This is a genomic window from Bordetella genomosp. 11 (genome assembly GCF_002261215.1).
Taxonomy (GTDB): Bacteria; Pseudomonadota; Gammaproteobacteria; order Burkholderiales; family Burkholderiaceae_B; genus Bordetella_C.
In genome coordinates, this window is record NZ_NEVS01000001.1 from 271,387 (window position 1) to 292,985 (window position 21,599).

The 21,599-nt window shown below is 66.2% G+C and carries 18 protein-coding genes; 7 read left to right on the forward strand and 11 right to left on the reverse strand.

Annotated features, from left to right (window positions below; genetic code table 11):
- The first annotated feature begins 2 nt into the window (after positions 1–2).
- The 3 genes from CAL28_RS01265 to CAL28_RS01275 all read left to right on the forward strand — a co-directional run bounded on the left by CAL28_RS01265 (position 3) and on the right by CAL28_RS01275 (position 3,860).
- Positions 3–1,616 carry an amidohydrolase family protein gene (locus CAL28_RS01265; RefSeq protein WP_094839615.1) on the forward strand — a complete coding sequence of 538 codons (1,614 nt, stop codon included), beginning with the start codon at positions 3–5 and terminating at the stop codon, positions 1,614–1,616.
- On the forward strand, positions 1,594–2,712 hold the full coding sequence (locus CAL28_RS01270; RefSeq protein ID WP_094839616.1) for a GTP-binding protein: 1,119 nt from the start codon (positions 1,594–1,596) through the stop codon (positions 2,710–2,712). Before CAL28_RS01265 ends, CAL28_RS01270 begins: the two co-directional genes overlap by 23 nt.
- An 83-nt stretch (positions 2,713–2,795) precedes the next feature.
- Positions 2,796–3,860 carry an ABC transporter substrate-binding protein gene (locus CAL28_RS01275; RefSeq protein WP_094839617.1) on the forward strand — a complete coding sequence of 355 codons (1,065 nt, stop codon included), beginning with the start codon at positions 2,796–2,798 and terminating at the stop codon, positions 3,858–3,860.
- A 50-nt stretch (positions 3,861–3,910) separates the two neighbouring features.
- Here the strand turns inward: CAL28_RS01275 and CAL28_RS01280 are convergent, their stop codons facing one another.
- Genes CAL28_RS01280 through CAL28_RS01305 form a run of 6 tightly spaced genes read right to left on the reverse strand, consistent with a single transcriptional unit; the run spans position 3,911 to position 8,765 of the window.
- On the reverse strand, positions 3,911–5,122 hold the full coding sequence (locus CAL28_RS01280) for an acetyl-CoA acetyltransferase (RefSeq protein WP_094839618.1): 1,212 nt from the start codon (positions 5,120–5,122) through the stop codon (positions 3,911–3,913).
- The gene (locus CAL28_RS01285) at positions 5,119–5,493 is read right to left on the reverse strand and encodes a Zn-ribbon domain-containing OB-fold protein (protein ID WP_094839619.1); all 375 of its coding nucleotides are present in this window, start codon (positions 5,491–5,493) and stop codon (positions 5,119–5,121) included. The genes CAL28_RS01280 and CAL28_RS01285 overlap by 4 nt, the downstream gene beginning before the upstream one ends.
- A gap of 31 nt (positions 5,494–5,524) precedes the next feature.
- Positions 5,525–6,790: a CaiB/BaiF CoA transferase family protein gene (locus CAL28_RS01290; protein WP_094839620.1), complete on the reverse strand. Its 1,266-nt coding sequence runs from the start codon at positions 6,788–6,790 to the stop codon at positions 5,525–5,527.
- A gap of 7 nt (positions 6,791–6,797) precedes the next feature.
- Positions 6,798–7,784: a Bug family tripartite tricarboxylate transporter substrate binding protein gene (locus tag CAL28_RS01295; RefSeq protein ID WP_094839621.1), complete on the reverse strand. Its 987-nt coding sequence runs from the start codon at positions 7,782–7,784 to the stop codon at positions 6,798–6,800.
- Positions 7,785–7,842: 58 nt separating this feature from the next.
- Positions 7,843–8,280, reverse strand: a complete 438-nt coding sequence (locus CAL28_RS01300; protein WP_094839622.1) for a MaoC family dehydratase — start codon at positions 8,278–8,280, stop codon at positions 7,843–7,845.
- 11 nt (positions 8,281–8,291) lie between these two features.
- Positions 8,292–8,765 (reverse strand): MaoC family dehydratase, encoded by a 474-nt coding sequence (locus CAL28_RS01305; protein ID WP_094839623.1) that lies wholly within the window; start codon positions 8,763–8,765, stop codon positions 8,292–8,294.
- A gap of 162 nt (positions 8,766–8,927) precedes the next feature.
- Between CAL28_RS01305 and CAL28_RS01310 the strand changes: the two genes are divergently transcribed.
- A complete protein-coding gene (locus CAL28_RS01310) occupies positions 8,928–9,701 on the forward strand; it encodes an IclR family transcriptional regulator domain-containing protein (RefSeq protein WP_094839624.1) in 774 nt (257 codons plus the stop codon).
- Positions 9,702–9,800: 99 nt separating this feature from the next.
- On the opposite strand, the gene CAL28_RS01315 is transcribed toward CAL28_RS01310, so the two are convergent.
- The 4 genes from CAL28_RS01315 to CAL28_RS01330 form a co-directional block, all read right to left on the reverse strand.
- Positions 9,801–10,127, reverse strand: coding sequence for an XRE family transcriptional regulator (locus CAL28_RS01315; RefSeq protein ID WP_094839625.1), 327 nt, complete (start codon positions 10,125–10,127; stop codon positions 9,801–9,803).
- Entirely contained in the window at positions 10,120–10,485 is a 366-nt protein-coding gene (locus CAL28_RS01320) for a type II toxin-antitoxin system RelE/ParE family toxin (RefSeq protein WP_094839626.1), read from the reverse strand. The genes CAL28_RS01315 and CAL28_RS01320 overlap by 8 nt, the downstream gene beginning before the upstream one ends.
- Positions 10,486–10,587: 102 nt before the next feature.
- Entirely contained in the window at positions 10,588–13,557 is a 2,970-nt protein-coding gene (locus CAL28_RS01325) for an autotransporter outer membrane beta-barrel domain-containing protein (protein ID WP_176463832.1), read from the reverse strand.
- A gap of 192 nt (positions 13,558–13,749) precedes the next feature.
- The gene (locus CAL28_RS01330) at positions 13,750–15,981 is read right to left on the reverse strand and encodes an NADP-dependent isocitrate dehydrogenase (protein WP_094839628.1); all 2,232 of its coding nucleotides are present in this window, start codon (positions 15,979–15,981) and stop codon (positions 13,750–13,752) included.
- 330 nt (positions 15,982–16,311) lie between these two features.
- Between CAL28_RS01330 and CAL28_RS01335 the strand changes: the two genes are divergently transcribed.
- The 3 genes from CAL28_RS01335 to CAL28_RS01345 all read left to right on the forward strand — a co-directional run bounded on the left by CAL28_RS01335 (position 16,312) and on the right by CAL28_RS01345 (position 19,448).
- Positions 16,312–17,514, forward strand: coding sequence for a cytochrome P450 (locus CAL28_RS01335; RefSeq protein WP_094839629.1), 1,203 nt, complete (start codon positions 16,312–16,314; stop codon positions 17,512–17,514).
- 145 nt (positions 17,515–17,659) lie between these two features.
- Positions 17,660–18,553 carry a hypothetical protein gene (locus CAL28_RS01340; protein WP_094839630.1) on the forward strand — a complete coding sequence of 298 codons (894 nt, stop codon included), beginning with the start codon at positions 17,660–17,662 and terminating at the stop codon, positions 18,551–18,553.
- A 130-nt stretch (positions 18,554–18,683) separates the two neighbouring features.
- Positions 18,684–19,448, forward strand: a complete 765-nt coding sequence (locus tag CAL28_RS01345) for a hypothetical protein (RefSeq protein ID WP_094839631.1) — start codon at positions 18,684–18,686, stop codon at positions 19,446–19,448.
- 60 nt (positions 19,449–19,508) lie between these two features.
- Here the strand turns inward: CAL28_RS01345 and CAL28_RS01350 are convergent, their stop codons facing one another.
- Entirely contained in the window at positions 19,509–21,575 is a 2,067-nt protein-coding gene (locus tag CAL28_RS01350; RefSeq protein ID WP_094839632.1) for a TRAP transporter permease, read from the reverse strand.
- Between the last annotated feature and the right edge of the window lie 24 nt (positions 21,576–21,599).

Consider the following 21,599-nt stretch of genomic DNA (forward strand, 5'->3'; position numbering starts at 1 on the left):
CGATGGCTATCGACAATCCCTATGCCGGCGTGGACGTCGGCGAGGAATCGCGCGCGCTGAACGCGGCCAAGGGCTGGCATCCGCCGTCGGCCGCCACCGCGCGCGACCGCGGCGACGGTCCGTTCAAGCGGCTGGTGCTGCGCGGCGCGACCGTTATCGACGGCACCGGCGCGCCGCCCTGGGGCCCGGTGGACATCGTAGTGGAAAACGACCGCATCGCCGCGCTGGTGCCGGTGGGCACGCCGCACAAGCCGATCAACCCCGCGCGCCGGCCGCCGGCCGGCGACCACGAGGTGGATTGCCACGGCAAGTTCGTCACGCCGGGCTTCGTCGATTCGCACGCGCACATCGGTACGCCGTACCACACCATGAGCGGCGTCGCGCCGCCGGCCGACTATATCTACAAGCTGTGGCTGGCGCATGGCGTGACCACGGTGCGCGAGATGGGTTCGATGAACGGCCTGGGGTGGAACCTGGACCAGAAAGAAAAATCCGAGCGCAACGAGATCGCCGCGCCGCGCATCCTGGCGCATGTGGTCTTCCCGGCCGTGAACGACCGCGTCAAGACCATCCATACGCCGGAACAGGGGCGCGAATGGGTGCGCAAGATCAAGGCGCGCGGCGCCGACGGGATCAAGTTCTTCGGCGCGCCGCCCGCCATCATGCAGGCCGCGCTGGACGAGGCCGCCAAGGTCGGCCTGCGGTCCGGCTGCCACCACGCGCAGATGGCGGTGACGCGCGTGAACGCGCTGAAATCCGCGCAATGGGGGCTGACCAGTTCCGAACACTACTACGGCCTGCCCGAGGCGCTGTTCGAGAACCGGGTGGTGCAGGATTTCCCCACCGACTACAACTATGGCGACGAGTATTTCCGCTTCGCCCTGGCCGGCCAGACCTTCATGCAGGCCGCCCAGCCCGGCAGCGCGAAGTGGCGCGAGGTCATGGACCGCTTCCTGGAACTGGACCACACCTTCGTACCGACGTTCAATATCTATGACGCCAATCGCGACCTGATGCGCGCGCGCCGCGCCGACTGGCACGACGACTACACCTGGAACGCCATCTGGAAGTACTTCCAGCCGCAGCGCGGCGGACACGGCGCCTACTGGTACCGCTGGAGCACCACCAACGAGATCGAGTGGAAGCAGAACTACCGCCTGTGGATGCAGTTCATCAACGAGTACAAGAACCTGGGCGGCCGCGTGTGCGCGGGCAGCGATTCCGGATTCATCTTCCAGATCTACGGCTTCGGCTTCGTGCGCGAGCTGGAGCTTTTGCAGGAAGCGGGCTTCCATCCGCTGGAAGTGCTGCGCGCGGCCACCTCGCTGGGCGCCGACCTGCTGGGCGTGGGCGACGATACCGGCTCGGTGGATGTCGGCAAGCGCGCGGACCTGCTGGTGCACGACCAGAATCCGCTGGAGGATTTCAAGCTGCTGTACGGCACGGGCGCCATGCGCCTGAACGACGAGACCGGCAAGGTGGAATGGAAGCGGTCGCTGCGCCATACCGTCAAGGGCGGCGTGGTGTACGACACGGAGCAGTTGCTGGCCGATGTGCGTGCCCTGGTCAAGGACAGCTGGGAAGGAGACCCCGATGGACCGCCCCACGCCCGTTGACCTGATCGTGCTGTCCGGCTTCCTGGGCAGCGGCAAGACCACGCTGCTGGTGGATTTCCTGCGGCGCGCGGATGCCGGCGACACCGGGGTGATCGTCAACGAGGTGGGCGAGATCGGCGTGGACGGCGCCATCGTGGCCGATGGCGGCGGCGGAGTGCCCATGACCCTGCTGGCCAACGGCTGCGTCTGCTGCTCGCTGCGCAGCGGCCTGGTGGATACGGTGAACGCGCTGCTGAACGCGCCGCGTCCCGACGGCAGGCCGCTCGCGCGCATCATTCTGGAGACCAGCGGTTTGTCGCGGCCCGGGCCCATCATCGCCTCGCTGGCCGATCCGGAACTGGCCTCGCATCACCTGCGGTTGTCCGTCGTGACCGCCTACGACTGCGCGCGCGGTCCGCTGGGCGACGAACAGTTCGAGGAAGCCGCCGCGCAGTTCGCGGCCGCGCAGCGCATCGTGTTGACGAAGACGGATCTGGCGGTGCACGCGACCGAGGTGGAGTCGGCCGGGGCCGCGATCACCGGTTCGGCGCACGGCGGACGCGCGGCGGAACAAAGCGCTGACCACCCCGCCGCCGGCGACCCGGCCGCGGCCCTGGCGCTGCACGCGCGGCGCGCCCGCGCCCTGAATCCGCTGGCCGAGATCGTTGCCGAAAGCGATCGCGCCGTGGCGGTCGAGCGCGCCTTCGCGCCCTTGCCGGGCGCGTCGGCCGTGGACATGGCGCTGGGCGCGCTGTCGGCTGCCGGGGCGGCCGCCACCGCGCGCGCCCACGCAGGATCGCTGCGCCATCCACGCATCCACGTATGGCGCGGCACGGTGCGCCAGCCCATGGCATGGTCGGCATTCGCCGCCTGGCTGGACGACCTGGCGGGACTGTGCGGCGACCGGCTGCTGCGGTTGAAGGCCTTGCTGCGCGTCACGGACTGCGCCGAGCCGGTCCTGATCCAGAGCGTGGGTACCACCTTTGGCATGCCCCGCCGCATGGCTTCCCTGTCGCCGCGCGAGGACGTGCTGATCGTCATCACGCGCGACCTCGATGCCGCGGCGCTGCGCGACCTGCCGTCCGCCTCGCCCGTCGTGCTGGAGGCCTGTGCGTGATGCTTTTCCTGCTCCGCGCGTGAAGCGCGTGGCGTTTTCCCTTTTGTTTCGTCAACCTAACTTTCCGGATTGGGGGTCGTCCTATGAACCATGAGAATCCGCGGCGCCGCCGCTTCCTGAAGTCCGCCGGCGGCCTGGCGCTGGCGCCCGCGCTGCCGCTGCTGCCGGGGTTGGCCCGCGCGGCGGGCAAGGAGGTGGTGGTGGGAACCTGGGGGGGCGATTACCAGAACCTGCTCCAGCAATACATATCGCCGCTGGTCGCCAAGCAGGATATCGGCGTGGTGTTCGATACCGGCAACGCGGTGCCGCGGCTGACCAAGCTGCGGTCCGAGCGCAATTCGCGGCGCGGCAGCATGGACGTGGCCTTGCTGGGCGAGGTCGATATGTACGATGGGTCGCATTCCGGCGCGCTGGCGCCGATCCAGGAGCACCAGGCCGCGATGCCCAACCTGGCAAACGTGTACGACCAGTTCAAGACCCCGTATTCCATCCCGCACATCTTCAGCGCGATGACGCTGGTCTACAACACCGAGCACTTTTCCTCGCCGCCGGATTCCGTGCAGGTCATGCTGGATCCGAAGTACAAGGGGCGGGTCGGCTTTTCGGACATCCTTTACCTGTACAACGGCTTGTTCGTCGGCGCCGGGCAGAGCGGCGGCCGCTTCGAAAGCTTCGAGCCGGGCAAGAAGTTCCTGCAGGAACTGGTGAAGAACAAGCCGCGCGTTTATCCGTCCAACGAGGCGGTGGCCACGGCGTTCAAATCCGGTGAAATCTGGATGGCCTGCATGTGGAAGGCGCGCGCGCTGCAGTGGCGGGATGCCGGCCTGCCGCTGGGTTTCGTGATCCCGAAGGAAGGCACGATACCGGTGACCTTCGAAGGCGCGGTCCCCAAGAACGCGCGCAATCCCGACGCGGCGTGGGCGTATATGAACGCCTTGCTGGAGCCGGAGGGCCAGGTGCATTTCGCGCGGGCGATGGGTTATGCGCCGACCGTCCATAACGCGCCGCTGCCGCCCGACCTGCAACAGCGGGTTGGTTTCACCGACGCGGAGTTGAAGCGCGTGTATCCCTATGACCTGGACAAGCTGGTGACCGCCAAGGCGGAGTTCCTGGACTACTGGACGAAGTCGTTCAAGGGCGCGTTGTAGAACGCGCCGTACGTCGGCAGGTGGCCGCCGCATCGGCTGCGGCGGCCTTGTCAGAGCGCCTGCGCATTCCCCAGGATGACGGTGCTCTGGCTGGATAGCGTGCCGCCGTTGCCGTGGGCCAGCGCGGTGTTGCAAGCGGGCACCTGGCGCTCGCCGCATTCGCCGCGCAGCTGGCGGACCGCTTCGATCAGCGCGAAGATGCCGTACATCCCCGGATGGCAATAGGACAGGCCGCCGCCGCTGGTATTGACCGGCAGCTCGCCGCCCGGCGCGATGCGGCCGTCTTCCACGAAGCGGCCGCCTTCGCCCTTGGGGCAGAAACCCAGGTCCTCCAGGAACAGCAGCGTCGTAATGGTGAAGGCGTCGTACAGCTGCGCCACATCCATTTCCCGGGCGGACAGGCCGGCCATGCGGTAGGCCAGGGCACCGGATCGCGCGGCGGCGGTGGTCGTCAGGTCCGGCATGGCCGATATCGAATAATGTCCGATCGCTTCGCCCACGCCCAGCACGTAGGCCGGCGGACGGCGCAGGTCGCGCGCACGCGCGGCGCTGGTGACGACCAGCGCGCCGCCGCCGTCGGTGACCAGGCAGCAATCGCGCAAGGTCAGCGGTTCGCTGATCATGGGCGAGGCCAGTACGTCTTCGATGGCCAGCGGTTTTTTCTCCCATGCCGCCGGGTTGCGCAAGGCCCATTGCCGGGCGGCCACGGCGATTTCCGCCAGCTGCCGCCGCGTGGTGCCGTACTCGTGCATGTGGCGCGAGGCGGCCAGCGCGTAGGAGCTGGCCGTGTACAGCGGACGGTAGGGCGCTTCGTGGGGATTGATATCCGGCGCCGCGACATTGGCGCGTCCCATGCTGCGCTGGGTGCTGCCGTAGGCGATGACCGCGACTTCGCACAGGCCCGCTTCGATGGCGGCCTGGGCGCGCGCGACCATGGTCATGAAAGAGGCGCCGCCCATGTTCGTGGCATCGTGATGGCGCGGCTGGATGCCCAGGTATTCGCATAGCGCCAGCGTGGGCATGCGGCTTTGCGATGTGGTGGCGAAGACGCCGTCGACGTCGCGCAGCGCCAGCCCGCAATCGTCCAGCGCGCGTGTCACGGCCTGGGCCATGAGGTCGATGGGGCCGAGGCCAGGCGCGACCTTGCCCAGGTCGGATTCGGCCGCGCCCACGATGGCGACGGCACCGCGTTTCAGCGGCGCGGATGCGCCGCCGGCGATCGCCGGCCCCGGTGTCGCGGGCCGGCTTGCGATGGCGTTCATGCGGCCTCCAGGGCGTCGAATACGGGATGGGGATCGCCACCGTCCGGCGCGAGGCAGGCGCGCGCCTTGACCCGCATGCCGATGCGCGGCGGCCGCGCGGGATCGCCCTCGACCCGGCTCATCAGGCGAAAGCCTTCGTCCATGTCCACCAGAACCACGTTGTACGGGGCCTGGTCGCGCGGATGCACGACCGTGACGGCGTGCACCGTGCCCAGTCCCGCGCTGATGCGCCATTCCAGTTCCGTGGCGCCGGTCAGCGGGGCCACGACGCGCGGCGGGAAGACGGCGCGGCGCGCCTCCGGGTCGTATTGATAGGCGAGCTGGCCCGCCGATAGATGGCGACGGTAGGTCGCCAGGGGGGATTCATGCATGGAAGCCTCCGTGCTGTCGGAACGGGTCGGATCAGACGATGCGCTGCCCGCGCAGTTCGGCGATGCGTTCGGCGCTGTAGCCCAGCACATCGGCGAGCACCGCATCCGTGCTGTCGCCCAGGCGCGGCGGCGGCAGGTCGTAGCGGGGCGGCGTATCGCGCAGCCGCAGCGGGCTTGCGATGGTCGACACCATGCCATCGATGCCGGCGCCGGCGGGGCGTGGGATGTCCACGCGCAGTCCGCGATGCATGACTTGCGGATCCTGGAAGACCTGTTCGTAGTCGTTGATGCGGCCGCAGGGTACGCCGTGCGCCTCCAGGCGCTGCAGCCAGTCCGCCGCCGGACGCTCCAGCATGGCGCGCGCGAGCATCGGGACCAGCGTGTCGCGGCCCTGGATGCGGCCGGTGACCTTGTGCCAGCGCGGATCGGCCGCCAGGTCGGGCCGTTCGATGGCCGCGCAGTAGCGCTGCCATTGGTCGTCGTTGCCCACCGCGACGACGATTTCGCCGTCGGCCACGGTGAATACCTGGTAGGGGACCAGGCTGGCGTGCGCATTGCCGTAGCGCCGGGGCGCCTTGCCGTTGGCGAAATAGCCGGTGACCTGGTTGCCGCCGAGCGCGACGATGCAATCGAGCAGCGCCATGTCGATGTACTGTCCCCGGCCCGAGACCTCGCGGTGGTTCAGCGCCGCCAGGATGGCGATGGTGGCGTACATGCCCGTGATGACGTCGGCGATCGCGATGCCGGCCTTCTGCGGCCCGCCGCCGGGCAGGTCGTCGCGTTCGCCGGTGATGCTCATCAGCCCGCCGATGGCCTGGAAGACGAAGTCGTAACCCGGCTTGCTGGCGCTGGGCCCGTCCTGGCCGTAGCCGGTGATGGAGCAATACACCAGGCGCGGATTGACGGCCCGCAGGCTGTCGTAGTCCAGCCCGTAGCGCTTGAGGTCGCCGATCTTGTAGTTCTCGATGACCACATCGCTGTGCGCCGCCAGTTCGCGCGCGATGCGCTGGCCCTGCGGCGTGGAGATATCCAGCGTGACGGATTTCTTGCCGCGGTTGGCGGCCGCGTAGTAGGTGGAGTCTCTCGTGTCCTGGCCGGCGCCGTCGCGTATCCAGGGCGGGCCCCAGGCACGCGTGTCGTCGCCGGTGCCCGGGCGCTCGACCTTGATGACGTCGGCGCCCAGGTCGGCCAGGTTTTGCGTGCACCAGGGGCCGGCCAGGATGCGCGACAGGTCCAGGACCCGGATGTGCGAGAGCGCGCCGCGCACCGGCGCCTTGTCTGCGGTTGTTGCGGTCATGCTGCCTCTATTGGATAGTGATGTGGGCGTCGTCGATGACCTTGGCCCACTTGTCCATTTCCGTGTCGACGAAGCGCGCGAACTGCGGCTGCGTCATGGTGCCGGGCACGGCGCCCTGCTGCGCGAACTGTTCCTGGATGGATGGCGAGCGCAGCGCGGCCAGTACATCCTGCGACAGCCTGGCGGCGAGCTTGGGATCCATATGCCCGGGCGCGTAGAGCCCGAACCAGGCGGTGGCCTCGAACCCCTTGATGCCGGCTTCGTCCAGCGTCGGCACGTCCGGCAGCGCCGGCGAACGCGTCAGCGAGGTCACGCCCAGCGCGCGCAGCTTGCCAGCCTTGATGTGTTGCAGCACGCCCGGCACCGAATCGAACATGACGGGAATCTGTCCGCCCAGCAGGTCGTTCAACGCGGGGGCCGCGCCCTTGTAAGGGATATGCACCATCTTCACGCCCGTCATCGACTTGAACAGTTCGCCGGACAGATGGTTGGCGCCACCCGTGCCCGCCGACCCGAAATTGACTTTGCCCGGATTGGCCCTGGCATAGGCGACCAGGTCCGCCGCGGTGTCGATGCGGTTGCGTTCGGCGAATTCGGCGTTGACCACCAGCACGTTGGGCACGGCCGCCACCTGCGCGATGGGAGTGAAGTCGGTTCTGCTGTCGTAGCGCAGGTTCTTGTACAGCGCCGGATTGATGACGTGATGCGTGGCCGTCACCATCAGGGTATAGCCGTCGGCCGGCGTGCGGGCCAGCTGTTCGGAGAAGATGGTGCCGCTGGCGCCCGGCTTGTTCTCGATCACCACCGGCTGTTTCCATTCCGCGCCCAGCGCGTTGCCCAGCATGCGTGCCAGGATGTCCGTGGTGCCGCCGGGCGGGAAGGGTACGACGATGCGCACGGCGTGATCGGGGAAGTTCTGCGCGCCCGCTGCCTGGGGCGCCGTGCACAGGGCGCCCAGGCATAGGGCAGCCGCGGTTCGCAACCATGTCTTCATTTTTGTCTCCTCGTGGGTCCTCTTGCTTTTATGGCGGGCCGCCTCTGGCGGCTCGATCTTAATGGGGGAATTCGACCATCGCTTCGCCGACCGCGATGGTTTCGCCGCGCTGGTTCAATACCTGCACGTCCAGCGTCGCCCAGCGGCTTTTTTCCGTCTTGCGCGTGGCGGTGACCACGGCGTGGGGGGTGATCGTATCGCCCGGCTTGACCGGCGCCTTCCAGCGCGTTTCCAGGCGGCGCTGCACGCCGCCCCGTTCGTACAGCCAGTCCGTCAGCATGCGCGTGATGACGCCGAAGTTGTTCATGCCGTGCATGATGATGCCGCCGAAATTGGTCTTGCCGAAGTTGCCCTGCATATAGTTGTCGTCCCAGTGCAGGGGATTGAAGTCCAGGGACGCTTCGCAGAATTCGCGGATGGATTCGCGCGTCGGCGAAAAAGGAGCGCCATCGATCTTGTGGCCGGGCGCGAGCGTGTCGAAAGCATGGGGGGTCATGATGGGGCTCCTTACATGGGGCGGATGGTCCAGCCGCGGCCGGAGCAAATCACTTCGTTGTTCTGGTTGAAGAAGACGTTGTCATGGACGACGAACAGGCGGTCCTTGCGGATGAACTTGTCCAGCGCGCGCGCTTCCAGGCGGATGACGTCGCCCGGGCGCGCGGGGATGTTGTAGCTCCAGGACTGGCCGGCATTGACGGTGCCGGGGCTGCGCATCCAGTCGTCCGTGGGGGTGCAGGCGAACATCAGCAGGATGTGGATGGCGGGCGGCGCGATCAACCCTTTGTACGGGGATTCGCGCGCATAGGCTTCGTCGAAGTACAGGGGATGGGTGTCGCCCACGACCCGGCAGTACTTCTGGATGGCTTCCAGCGTCAGGGTGTAGGGGATGGTTTTGCGCGGTTCGCCGGGGACGATGTCGTCCCAGATCTTGCGCGCCTTGTCGTCTTTCCAGAAGTCTGTCTCGAATGTGGTTTGTGTCATGGCCTTTCCAGGGCGGGTTGGAGGTGGGGCGCATGGCCGGGCCCGGACTTGCGCGGCGCGGTCCGCGTGCTTATAATGACCGCTAAGCGGACATATATATCCGCTGTATGGTCATTGTGGTCAGGCACATCGAGCGTGTCAAGCACGCCCGCGGGAGCATCCATGGCAACGCCGGAAAGCGAGTCGTTCGTGCGCACGTTTGCGCGCGGGTTAAGGATCATCGAAGCGATGGGGCAAGGGCAGGCGCGCCAGACGCTGGCCGATATCTCGGCGGCGGTGGAACTGCCGCGCACGGCGGTGCGCCGCTTCCTGATGACGCTGATCGAGCTGTCGTTCGTGAAGACCGACGGCAAGCATTACTGGCTGACGCCCAAGGTGCTGCGGCTGGGGTTGTCCTATCTGTACACGCTGCCTTTCTGGCGGCAGTCGCAGCTGGCGCTGGAAGAACTGGGCGCGCGCATCGGGCAATCGTGCGCGGTGTCGGTGCTGGACGAAGAAGACATCGTCTATGTGCAGCGCCTGCATACCAAGCGCATCCTGCCCATGAGCCCTTCGCTGGGCAGCCGTCTTCCGGCGCATGCGGTGTCCATGGGGCGTGTCCTGCTGGCCGGCCTGGACGATGCCGCGCTGGACGCTTACCTGGAAGCGGCCAGGCTGAAAAAGCTGACCCCCGCCACCGTGGTGGACCGCGATCGCTTGCGGCAGGCCATTCTGCTGGCGCGCGAGCAGGGCTATGCCTGGGTGGACAGCGAACTGGATGAATCCATCGCCGGGATGGCGGTGCCGGTGCGCGACCAGGACGGCGCGATCGTCGCGGCCATCAACGTCAGCCTGACCGCGGGCGCCTACCAGGAAGAAGCCGCGGTGGCGGAATTCCTGCAGCCCCTGCGGCAGACCGCGTCGCAGCTGCGCGCCACGATGGTGGGGTTGCGGTAGGCCGGAACGTTGGTGGGAAAAGGCTCGTATCAGTAGCGTTACGTCGCCAGGGCCGGAGCGCGCCGTCCCGGCGGCGGTGGACGACGGCGGCCACGGCCTTCATGCCGCGACGTTTTCATCGAGCTCCGCGAAGTTGCTAATCCTTACCGAGCCGTCCGGGAAGCGCGCGATGACCTCAAGCTGTCCGCCCATGGCCTCGATATGGCTGCGCAGCGTAGAGATATACATATCGGTGCGTTTTTCGAGCTTCGCGATGGATGGCTGTTGGACATGAAGCAATTCGGCGAGCATCTTCTGTGATAAGCCGCGCGCCTGACGCAGTTCGTGCAAAGGCATTTCCGCCAACATCGCATCCGCCTTGGCCTTCGCACGTGCCCGCGATTCCGGGGACATCGTTTCCCGTAGGATCGAATATTTATTAGCCATCGATAAGCCCTTCTCGAATTAGCTGCCTTAGATGTTCATCGTATAGGCGATCGGCAACCGGGATATGGGTTTCATACCACCGGTCATCTCCAGTCTTATCTGCCCCAATAAGCAGGATCGCGCATCGTCTAGGATCGAAAGCGTACAGCGTTCTAAAGGGACGGCCTGCATGCTGGGTTCGCAGTTCTCGCATATGGCGATGTTTAGAGCCCTTTATTCCACTGCTGTGCGGGAATCCCAATAACGGTCCGTTCGCTATGAGCAACTCGACACTCGCGTCCAACGATTCTCGCTCGGCCTCGTCTAGTGAAGACCACCATTCGCCGAATTGGTCTGTATATTCAACTGCCCATGGCATCAATTATTCCTTCAAGGGAATATTCTGTCAAGGGAATATGGGTACCGTCCAAGCTATGCAAAGTTCCCGTATCGTGTAGCGGCCGCTATCGGTGAAGGCTACTCAGAACCGCACCTTCACATTGGCCATGACGCCGTTCTGCCGCACGCCGTCGCCCAGCTGGCCCTGGTAGGACAGGTCCACCCGCACGTTTTTGGCCACCTGTACATTCAGCCCGGCCTGCAGGATGGCGGCGTCCTTGGCGATGGGCACGCCGGAGACGGTGAAGGGCGAGCCCGACGGCAGCGACTGCGTGGCCGTGGGGGTCGTGTCGCCGAAAGCATGGCGCCAGCCCAGCATGCCGTGCAGGACGGCCGTGGTACCGCCCGCGTCCAAGCGCGTGGAGGCGCGCAAGCCGAGCGTGGTGTAGGTCACGCCGGTGTTGTCGCCGCGGCCGGACAGCCCCGTGTCGCCGCCCTCGTCGAAACCCTGGGTGTGCAGATTCGCATAGGCGAGGCCGGCGAAGGGCTCGAACGTCGTGGTGCCGTAGTTCAAGGCATAGCCGGCCTCGCCGAACACCTGGGCGGTATTGCCGTCATAAGAGGCCTTGTCGGTGGTGCCCGCGAAACCGGCGAAAGCCACGTCGCGCTGCGTGTCTATGCGATGCCAGGTGTTGGCGGCGCCGAAGCGCAGCCCCAGCGCGCCCAGCTGCGTGCCCGCATAAGCGGCCAGGGTATAGCTGTCGATATCCGCGCTGCTGGAGCGCCCGTCCACGTTCAGGTCCGTGCGGTCGTAGCCTGCCGCCACGCCGGCCCGCCAGTTGGCGGCCACCGGGAAGTCCGCGCCTACCATGAAGCCGCCGATGCTGCGTTCCAGCTTGGCGGCATTGCCGTTGCCGTCGATGTCGCCCCAGGCGCCGTAGACCTGGCCCCACATTGCCGCGCGGCCGGGCGCGGGAACCGGCGTGGCGGCGCCATTCGCGCTGGCCAGCCGTGCCGGCGCGGCCGCGTTGTCCATGAACGCCATGCGCAGGCGATCGTTGATCGCGTCGCGGGCGAAGTGGCTGTCTTCCAGCAGCGAGGTCTTCAGGCTGGCCTGGATTTCGCCGGACAGGCTGTCGAAGGCGGCGCGCGCATCGGCCGGGTCGTTCATCGACGCGATCGTGTCGTGCACCGGTTGGCCGTCGGGCTGGCTGTCGGCGCCCTGGGCCGCGGCGCGCTGGTTGCGGGTTTGCGCGACATCCGCATAGCGCGTGGCATTGCGGTCGAAGGCCAGGTACACGTGGCTGGGGTCGTAGGACAGCACGGGTTGCAGGAACAGCATCTGCGTCGCGCCGGCGACGGAACCGTAGGCGCCGCTGATGCCCTGTCCCGCGGACAGGATGGTGTAGCGCAGGCCCGGAGCGATCCGCGTGCCGGGCATCGGGGTCACCATCACATTGCCCGCCAGGGATGCCGTCCCCGCCACCTGGATCAGGTCGGATTGCCCGCCGTTGGCGACTTCGACCCGGTAGGTCGATCCGGCCAGCTGCGCGTAGTTGCCCGTGAAAGTCAGCGTGCCGATCGAATGCCCGGGCGCGATGGTGCCGGCCACGTTGGCGCTGCCCAGCGTGCCGTTGCCGTCCAGCAGGGCGCCTTGCGCAATCGTTAGCGTGCCGCCGAGCGTGCCTTGCACGTCCAGGTTGCCGCCCTGCGCGATGGTGACGCCATTCGCATACTGCTGCTTGCCTGTCAGCACCCAACTGCCGCTGACGGTAAGGTTCTCGACGTTGACGGCGCCGGCGAAGGTGCCGCTGCCCAGCAGGTTGACCGTATCGTTGCCGGCGCCGCCGTCGACCAGGCCGACGATGCGCGAGCCGGTCAGGATGTTCAGCGTATCGTCGCCACCGCCCAGGTCCAGCGCCAGGCCTTTGCCGCCTTCGATCAAACCCGAGTTCGTCACCGTGTCGGCCTGGTTGCCGATGATCTTGACGCCAAAGCCCGTGACGCCGCGTATCGTGCCTTCGTTGACCAGCGTGGTCGCATGCGGCGCGGCGCCTTCGGCGCTGTCGTCGATGAGGATACCGTTGGCCTGGCCGCTGATCAGGGATTGCGCCGTCAGATTGCGGATGATGCCGCCGCCCGCGGCGATGCCTTCGCTGTTATTGGGCGAACCGTCTTTCTCGCCTTTGGCGCCGATGCCCTGGATGGTCCCGGTATTGGTAATGTCCGCCTTGCCGTCGATGTCGACCCCGTCGCCGTCGCCGTTCACCGACGTGGCGTCGATGGCACCGGTGATGATGCCGTGGTTCACCACGGTACCGTCGCCGTCGGAACCGACGCCGGAGCCGTTGCGGCCGACGATGACGCCGCCGGCTTCGTTGACGACGTCGACGTTGACGTCGCTGGTAATACCGTGGCGGGCGCCGGAGATCAGGCCGCCCGCATAGTTGTGGACGGCGGCGGCGTGGCCCTGCATGTCGACGCCGTCGTTGGAGGGATCGTCCTCGGGGTCGCCCGATGTGTTGGCCGGGGCCGACGAGACGATAGCGCCCCAGTTGTTGACCTGGCCCCCTTCCCCTGGACGGACGGCGTCGGCATCCATGGCCTGGATCAGGCCGCCGGCGCGGTTATTGATAACGACATTGCCGGCGGTGCCGATCTTGTCGAAGTCGATGGCCTGGCCGCTTTGCGAGGTGATGGTGCCGGCGTTCTCGATCACGATGCGGCCGGTCGGGACATCGTTGTTGATGCGGACGCTGTCGTCGCTGGTGAAGATGATCGCGCCGGCATTGTTGGTCAACGTAAAGTTGAACGGCGAGCCGGCGGTGCTGCCGTTGGTGTCGATGCCGCGGTTGCCGGACTTCAGCGTGCCGGAGTTCGTGATGGAAATGCCGGGGGCCGGCACGGACGAGTCCATGGTCAGGGACGTGCCCGACGTATCGATCGTTCCGCCGCTTTCGATGGTGACGCTGTCGCTACCGGATATCGTGCGGCGGGTCGTGTCGGTGACGCCGCTTCCTATCACGACAGGGCCGGCGGCTTGCGCGGCCAGCGAGGTCATCACGGATGCCAGGGCGGCGGCCAGGGTGGCGGGCGCCCTGGGGTTCTTCATCGTCGGCATGCTTTACAGCCCCTCTTTGCGGGTACGGTCAAAGGGCTGTCACGCTACGTGACGATTATGACTTTGCTGTTAAAAGCTGAATGTTTATTGAATGCGCTTGAGGGTATCTGGCGGACGGCAAATAAAAAACCGGCCCTGGTACTACCCAGGGCCGGTTATTCCGCGCGGGAACCGATCGGGCGATCAGGCGCCCAGCTGCTTCAACGCATCGTTGAACGTCGCGCTGGGCCGCATGGCCTTGCTGGTCTTATCGGCGTTCGGACGGTAGTAGCCGCCGATGTCCTGCGGCTTGCCTTGCGACGCGCCGAGTTCCTGCACGATCTTGGCTTCGTTGTCCGTCAGGGTCTTGGCGATGCCGGCGAACTTGGCCTGCAGGGACTTGTCTTCCGTTTGGGCGGCCAGTGCCTGGGCCCAGTACAGCGCCAGGTAGAAATGGCTGCCGCGGTTGTCCAGGCCGCCGACCTTGCGGGCGGGCGATTTGTCGGTGTCCAGGAATTTGCCGGTGGCTTCGTCCAGGGTCTTGGCGAGCACGCGGGCGCCGGCGTTGCCGTGGACGTCCGCCAGGTGTTCCAGCGAGGCGGCCAGGGCCAGGAATTCGCCCAGCGAGTCCCAGCGCAGGAAGCCTTCTTCCACGAACTGCTGCACGTGCTTGGGCGCCGAACCGCCCGCGCCGGTTTCGAACAGGCCGCCGCCGGCCATCAGCGGGACGATGGACAGCATCTTGGCGCTGGTGCCCAGTTCCATGATGGGGAAGAGGTCGGTCAGGTAGTCGCGCAGCACATTGCCGGTGACCGAGATGGTGTCCTTGCCCTGGCGGATGCGCTCCAGCGAGAACTTGCACGCCTCGGTGGGCGTCATGATGCGGATGTCCAGGCCCTTGGTGTCGTGGTCTTTCAGGTAGCGCTCGACCTTGGCGATGATCTGGGCGTCATGGGCGCGCCCCTTGTCGAGCCAGAAGACGGCCGGGGTGCCGCTGGCGCGGGCGCGGTTGACCGCCAGCTTGACCCAGTCCTGCACCGGTGCGTCCTTGGTCTGGCACATGCGCCAGATGTCGCCGGCCTGCACCGGCTGTTCCAGCAGCACCTTGCCGGCTTCGTCGACGACGCGCACCGTGCCGTTGGCGGGGATCTGGAAGGTCTTGTCGTGCGAGCCGTACTCTTCGGCGGCTTGCGCCATCAGGCCGACGTTGGGCACGCTGCCCATGGTGACCGGGTCGAAGGGGCCGTTCTTCTTGCAGTCGTCGATGACGGCCTGGTAGATGTCGGCGTAGCTGCGGTCCGGGATCACGGCCTTGGCGTCGTATGCCTTGCCGTCCGGGCCCCACATCTTGCCGCCTTCGCGGATCATGGCCGGCATGGAGGCGTCGACGATGACGTCGCTGGGAACGTGCAGGTTGGTGATGCCCTTGTCGGAGTTCACCATGGCCAGGCGCGGACGCTGGGCGTATTCCGCCTGCAGGTCGGCTTCGATGGCGGCGCGCTTGTCGGCCGGCAGCGTGGCGATCTTGGCGTACAGGTCGCCGATGCCGTTGTTGGGATCGAAGCCGATCTGCTTGAGCGTGTCGGCGTGCTTGGCCAGGACGTCCTTGTAGAAGACGGAGACGACATGGCCGAAGATGATCGGGTCGGAGACCTTCATCATCGTCGCCTTCAGGTGCACCGAGAACAGTACGTCCTTCTGGCGCGCATCGTCGATCTGCGCCTGCAGGAAGCTGCGCAGCTTGTCCTTGCTCAGCACGGCGGCGTCGATGATTTCACCGGCCTTGACGTTGGTCTTTTCCTTCAGGACCTTGGTGCTGCCGTCGGCGGCGGCTAGTTCGATGCGGACGGCGCCCGGGTTGGCGATCAGCGCGGATTTCTCGCTGCCGTAGAAGTCGCCGCCGTCCATGTGGGCGACGTGGGTCTTCGAGTCGGCGGACCAGGCACCCATCTTGTGCGGATGCTTGCGCGCGTAGTTCTTCACCGACAGCGGCGCGCGGCGATCGGAATTGCCTTCGCGCAGCACCGGGTTCACGGCGCTGCCCTTGATCTTGTCGTAGCGCGCCTTGATGTCCTTTTCCTTGTCGCTGGCGGGCTCGTCCGGATAGTCGGGCAGCTTGTAGCCTTGCTGCTGCAATTCCTTGATGGCGGCCTTCAGCTGCGGGATGGATGCGCTGATGTTGGGCAGCTTGATGATGTTGGCTTCCGGCGTGGTCGCCAGCCGGCCCAGTTCCGCCAGGTCGTCGGAGATCTTCTGGGCGTCGGTCAGGAATTCGGGGAAGGTGGCGATGATGCGGCCGGACAGCGAGATATCGCGGGTTTCGACGGCGACGCCCGACGAGCGGGTGTAGGCCTGGACGATGGGCAGCAGCGAATACGTGGCCAGGGCCGGGGCTTCGTCGGTCAGCGTGTAGATGATCTTCGACGTGGTAGACATTTGCTCGTGAACCTCACTCAACGGTGGAATAGCGGAAAGTCTGGATGTGTCCGGTCCCTGCGACGTCTCCGGCGGTCGCGCGCGGGAGGGCCTGCGGCGCGCCGGGGGCTGCGGCGAATGCGCCGTGGTCGCGTACGGGCGGGGGTCGTTACAGAGTTTAGCACCGGCGCCCCCGGGCCCCGGGGGCGCCCCGCCCTGGCCGCGCGGTGCCCGCCTTTCAGCTGCGCGTGAGGCTGGGAATGGAATAAATGTCACCGCCGGCGTGTTATTCCTGGTGGTCGACGCAAGGCCGCAAGCCGCGGCGCGCCGTGATTCGATGTTGGAGTTGTCATGAAGCTGCAGGACCTGTCTACCCCCGAGTTCTATCGCGATCCCTACCCGCTTTACGAGAAAATGCGCGCGCGCGGCAAGCTGTTCAATGTCGCGCCGCATATCCTGATGACCGGTCATTACGACATGATCGACGCCATCCTGCTGGATCGCCGCATGGGCAAGGGTTATATGGAAAGCATCCGCGCCCGCTACGGCGAGGACGGCCCGGCCCAGCCGATCTTCCAGGGCCTGGCGCGCATGTTCCTGATGATGAACCCGCCGACGCATACGCGCCTGCGGGCGCTGCTGATGAAAGCCTTCGACGCGCGGCGGGTGGACGGCCTGCGCCAGGTCTGCCAGGAAGTCGCCGACGGGCTGATCGACGCTTTCCCCCGTGGCCAGGCCTTCGACCTTGTGCCGGCCTACAGCCAGCCCCTGCCGGTGCGCATCATCTGCCGCCTGCTGGACATCCCGGTGGCGGACGCGGACATGCTGGAGCGCGACGTCAGCCAGCTGGTGCAGGCGCTGGAAGCCGCGCCGCTGGACGCGCCGGCCCTGGAGAAAGTCAATGCTGCCATGCACAACGTCGAGGATTATTTCCGCCGAGTGGTGGAGGCGCGTCGCCGGCAGCCGGGGGGCGACCTGGTCTCCGTGCTGCTGTCGGTCGAAGAGGATGGCCAGGGATTGACGGAAGACGAAATCGTCTCGAACGTGATCCTGCTGTTCGTGGCGGGCCACGAGACTACGGCCAACATGATCGGCAACGCGCTGATCGCCCTGCACCGGCATCCGGACCAGTTGCGTCTGCTCGCCGGGCAGCCGGAGCTGCTGCCCAGGGCCATCAACGAATGCATGCGCTACGACAGTTCGGTCCAGTTCATCACGCGCATGGCGCTGGAGGACACCGAAGCCGGCGGTATCGCGCTGCCCAAGGGGTCCATCGTCTTCATGAGCCTGGGCGCCGCCAACCGCGATCCCGGGCGCTTCGCCGACGCGGACCGGCTGCTGATCGAACGCAACGAAGGCGGCAACCGGCTGATTGCCTTCGGCGGCGGGATCCATTACTGCCTGGGGGCGCGGCTGGCGGCGATGGAATTGCAGATCGGGTTGGGTACCTTGCTGGCGCGCCTGCCCGGCATGAGACTGGTGGACCTGGATGCCTTGCAATGGCGCAAGCGCAATACCGTGCGCGGGGTGGAGGCGCTGGTCGTCACGGCTTGAACGGCGGGGGGTGCGGGTAGGGCAACGCCGGATGGATCCGCCATCGCTTGCGGGCACCGGCACCGCGGCATTGCAAGCGTGGCGCCGGCGGAACGGGCCCCTGCCCCGTGGCACAGACGGCTTCTTGTCCAAAGGAGCTGAGGCCATGTTTTCCAACCCCGGTCCGGTCAACAGCGGTACTTTCCACAACGGCACTTCCAACGCCTCATATTCCCCGGCGGCCGGCGACGGCGTCCTGGATGTTTCCCGTATCGATCGTGTCACGGCCCGTATGGGCCATGAAATCTTGTCTTATCTGGGCGAAAAACTATCGCCCCAGGACATCGCATTCATCCATGCCCGGGGAAGCCGAGGCAAACCCCATCTGGCGGAGTACTGCTTCGATGGCTTGGTGGAATGTCTCTATGGGGGCTCTCCAGGACAGAGCCCGGCAAAGGCGGCGGCTTATTACACCGCCAGGTTGGGGCTAGAGACGGAAACGCGCGCGCTCACCGGCATGCTCGCGAACGAAGCCTTGGCGAAAGAAGCAGGGGACAAGCTTGTGCACGAGCTTGATGCCTTGCGAGACATCAAGGAACAGGGAAAACGCAGCCGGGAGCAAATGGCGAAATTGCTCGAAGAGGCCAAGCGCATTTTCACGCAGTGCGGCATCCACGAAGAAGCGCAGGTGGTCGAATCCGTTCAGATCATCGATGCAGTTCTGTGGAATATCGACCGTTTCGGGGAGCCGGACATGTCGGCGCCGCCGACGGGCTTTTGCAGCCTTTATGCCAAGCCCGTCAAAGACTTTTGCGAGTATGAGGTCGCGGTGGCGATGGATCCGTGGCCGATCCTGGACGCGTTTCGGTCTCCGGCAAAGCCTGCGTCCTCACTCGACGAACGCTGGCTGCAGGGTACGCAAGCCTCGGCACGGCAGGCAAGGCTCATGGCGGGAGGCCTGAAGGAAATACTGGCGCCCTACGCGAAAGTCTCGTCGCAAGACGAGCAAAGCGGCGAAATCTACGAGGCAATCACCCAAGCGCTGCGTAACCATCGCTGACCGGCCCCGTTTGCTGGCCGCTGACTTCGTCCGATGTTTGTCCGATTCTTTGCGTGTGCCGGAATCCGCCTATGGACCCCGGCACATAGCCTTTCCGTGCCAGCTCGGCGCTCACATAGAGGGATAGACTATGCAAATCGGTTCCAGCCTCCCATCGCACGTTCCCGCGTGGCCGCTTATCCCCGACCAGGCGCCGATGGCTCTGCCGGCGGATGGATCCATCGCCACGCTGATCGCGTCCGTCGGCGCGCGTGCCGTCGATCCCGAGCCTGCCCAGCAAGAGGCGGTGCCACAGCATGTGTTGGTGGAGAATGCTCCCACCGCCCGTGAAGCGGTGTATCGCTGGCTTGAGGGCATGACGGACGTTCTGAAGGAACACGGCGCGTACAACACCGCCATCGACAACTACACAGCCATCCATCCGCAGGCCACGCGCAGGCAGGCCGAGAAATTGTTCGCCATCGGCCTGGTCCGCGCCGTGGTCGATCCCCTTCCCGGGCGTTTCCTATCGCCGGCGAATGGGAGCGACCACGCCCCCGGCAGGTCCGATGCGGCCAACGCCTATCGCTGGCAGCGCGTCATGAAGGTGCTGAAAGACAGCGGTGCCTATGCGGCCGGAATCGCGCATTACCAGGTATATCGGGTCCAGCGCCTGGCGCAAGTATGCAAGGAGTGGGCCGTGTTCTTCAAGGGCCGGGGGATGGACGATGCGAGTATCGAAAAGCTCCTGCCCGAACGCCCGCAGCTGATGAGTTGGGAGAAGGCCAACTTGACGTTCAGCGGCCAGCTGATGCGGGTCGGCGACCCACGGCACCTGTCCCGGTATCTGGACAAAGCCGAACATCCCGCCAGGATCGAACCTTCCCCGCCTCTGGTGAGACAGCGCTACGCCTGACCGGCGCGCGGGCGGCAGTGCCAGGCTGCAAGCCAGTAGGCAATGGATCCTGTACGCAGGCTATCCGGCTGCCGCCCCATCCCGTTTGTGCCCCATCCCGCTCGCGCGTCCTGAGCGGCGGTACGCCCGCCATTGCATGGCCAGCGCGACCAGCACCAGCGCGTAACCGATGCCGTCCGATACCGCCCCCGGATACACCAGCGCGAAGCCCGCCACGATGAACATGACCCGTTGCAGGGCCGATGCCTGCACCAGCAGCCAGCCCTGGAATCCCGCCGCCAGCGCGAAGATCCCCGCCGCGGCCGTGAGGGCGACTTCGGCGATCTGCCAGATGCTTGCCGTCGCCAGGGCCTGGGCCGATCCCATCAGCAGCAGGCTCTGCCCGCTGGGCGCCAGCACGAAAATGAACGGCACCAGGAAGGCCGGGATGGTGTACTTCCAGCATTGCATCGTCGTGCGGTAGGGATCGGCCCCCGTGATGGCCGCCGCCGCGAAGGGCGATAGCGCGGTCGGCGGCGAGACCTCCGACAGCACGGCGTAGTAGAAGATGAACATGTGCGCCGCATAGTCCGGCACGCCCAGCTTGATCAGCGCCGGCGCGGCGATGACGGCGCAGATGATGTACGACGCGGTGACCGGCACGGCCAGCCCGATGATCCACACCACCAGCGCGGTGTAGATCGCCGTCAGCAGCAGCGAACCGGCCGCGTAGTCGATGACGATGCCGCTGAACTTCAGTCCCAGCCCGGTCAGCGTGACCACGCCGACGATGATGCCCGCGCCCGCGCAGGTGGCGCCCACGCCCAGCATGCCGATCGAGCCGGTGCGCAGCGCTTCGACCAGCGGCGATCGCAGCAGCAGCGGCGCCGCCGGGCCGCGCCCGCGGAACAGGTCATAGGAAATCATCGCCGTGTCCGCGCGCAGGAAGCTGGTCAGGAAGGACACGACGATGGCCCAGAACACCGAGAGCACCGGCGAAAAGCCCATCAACATGAAGACGACGATGGACACCAGCGACAGGAAGTGAAACCAGTATCGGCGGGTCAGGTTCCATACCGTGTCGACCTTGGCGAAAACGGTTCGGCCCATGCCGTACTTGCGCACGTCGATCTCCACCATCAGGAACAACGCCAGGTAGAACAACAGGGTCGGGATCACCGCCATCAGCAGCACGTCCAGGTACGAGATCTTCAGGAACTCGGCGATGATGAAGGCCGCGGCACCCATGACCGGCGGGGAGATGATGGCGCCCAGCCCGCCGGCCGCCAGCAGGCCGCCCGCGGCATCGCGCGCATAGCCGACCTTGGCCAGCATGGGCCAGGCCACCGTTCCCAGCGTGACGGTGGTCGCCACCCCCGACCCGGACGGCCCGCCCAGCAGGAACGAGGCCAGCACCACCGTGCGCCCGGCGCCGGCCGGCTTGCCGCCCATGGCGGCGAACGAAAAGTCGATGTAGAAGCGTCCCGCGCCCGACAATTGCAGGAAGGCCCCGAAGATGGTGAACAGGATGATAAGCGACGAGGATACGTCCACCGCCACGCCGAAGATGCCTTCCAGCGTCATGTACATGAAGCCCACCAGCCGCGCGATGCTGTAGCCGCGATGCGTCCAGGGATGGGGCAGGTAGGGGCCCAGGAAGGCATACAGCAGGAAGCAGATGCAGATGACGGGAAGAATCCAGCCTATGGTGCGGCGCATGGCCTCCATGACCAGCAGGATCAGGGCGGCGCCGAAGAAGATATCCCAGGGCTGCGGCCGCGTATTGCGGTCGGTGAAATCGTCGCCGCCCAGGATCAGGTATACGACGATGGCGATCGCCAGCGATGCCAGTATCCAGTCCCACGCCATGATGCGATGACGGAAGCGCCGCGATACCGGAAACACCAGGAAACTCAGGAACAGCACAAAGGCCACGTGCACGGGGCGCAGTATCTGCGTCGGCACGATGGCATAGGCGGCATACAGGTGAAACAGCGACATCGCCACCGCGGCGATGGTCAGGAAGGCGCCCAGCCGGCCGGTCAAGCGGTTGGCGGCGCCTTCTTCCTGTTCGATATATTCCTCGGCCTTGCGCAGCGCCTCGTCATCGACGGCGGCGGGCGCGTCCGTTCGTGCTGCATCGCTCATGCGGCGGCTCCCTGGACGGGTGGG

Excerpts from the sequence above, each read along its gene's own strand:
- CAL28_RS01285 (WP_094839619.1), bottom strand. The coding sequence starts at position 5,493 with ATGCATGAATCCCCCCTGGCGACCTACCGTCGCCATCTATCGGCGGGC.
- CAL28_RS01310 (WP_094839624.1), top strand. The coding sequence starts at position 8,928 with ATGGCAACGCCGGAAAGCGAGTCGTTCGTGCGCACGTTTGCGCGCGGG.
- CAL28_RS01265 (WP_094839615.1), top strand. The coding sequence starts at position 3 with ATGGCTATCGACAATCCCTATGCCGGCGTGGACGTCGGCGAGGAATCG.
- CAL28_RS01325 (WP_176463832.1), bottom strand. The coding sequence starts at position 13,557 with ATGAAGAACCCCAGGGCGCCCGCCACCCTGGCCGCCGCCCTGGCATCC.
- CAL28_RS01280 (WP_094839618.1), bottom strand. The coding sequence starts at position 5,122 with ATGAACGCCATCGCAAGCCGGCCCGCGACACCGGGGCCGGCGATCGCC.
- CAL28_RS01345 (WP_094839631.1), top strand. The coding sequence starts at position 18,684 with ATGCAAATCGGTTCCAGCCTCCCATCGCACGTTCCCGCGTGGCCGCTT.
- CAL28_RS01350 (WP_094839632.1), bottom strand. The coding sequence starts at position 21,575 with ATGAGCGATGCAGCACGAACGGACGCGCCCGCCGCCGTCGATGACGAG.
- CAL28_RS01330 (WP_094839628.1), bottom strand. The coding sequence starts at position 15,981 with ATGTCTACCACGTCGAAGATCATCTACACGCTGACCGACGAAGCCCCG.
- CAL28_RS01315 (WP_094839625.1), bottom strand. The coding sequence starts at position 10,127 with ATGGCTAATAAATATTCGATCCTACGGGAAACGATGTCCCCGGAATCG.
- CAL28_RS01275 (WP_094839617.1), top strand. The coding sequence starts at position 2,796 with ATGAACCATGAGAATCCGCGGCGCCGCCGCTTCCTGAAGTCCGCCGGC.
- CAL28_RS01270 (WP_094839616.1), top strand. The coding sequence starts at position 1,594 with ATGGACCGCCCCACGCCCGTTGACCTGATCGTGCTGTCCGGCTTCCTG.
- CAL28_RS01335 (WP_094839629.1), top strand. The coding sequence starts at position 16,312 with ATGAAGCTGCAGGACCTGTCTACCCCCGAGTTCTATCGCGATCCCTAC.
- CAL28_RS01340 (WP_094839630.1), top strand. The coding sequence starts at position 17,660 with ATGTTTTCCAACCCCGGTCCGGTCAACAGCGGTACTTTCCACAACGGC.
- CAL28_RS01295 (WP_094839621.1), bottom strand. The coding sequence starts at position 7,784 with ATGAAGACATGGTTGCGAACCGCGGCTGCCCTATGCCTGGGCGCCCTG.
- CAL28_RS01305 (WP_094839623.1), bottom strand. The coding sequence starts at position 8,765 with ATGACACAAACCACATTCGAGACAGACTTCTGGAAAGACGACAAGGCG.
- CAL28_RS01290 (WP_094839620.1), bottom strand. The coding sequence starts at position 6,790 with ATGACCGCAACAACCGCAGACAAGGCGCCGGTGCGCGGCGCGCTCTCG.
- CAL28_RS01300 (WP_094839622.1), bottom strand. The coding sequence starts at position 8,280 with ATGACCCCCCATGCTTTCGACACGCTCGCGCCCGGCCACAAGATCGAT.
- CAL28_RS01320 (WP_094839626.1), bottom strand. The coding sequence starts at position 10,485 with ATGCCATGGGCAGTTGAATATACAGACCAATTCGGCGAATGGTGGTCT.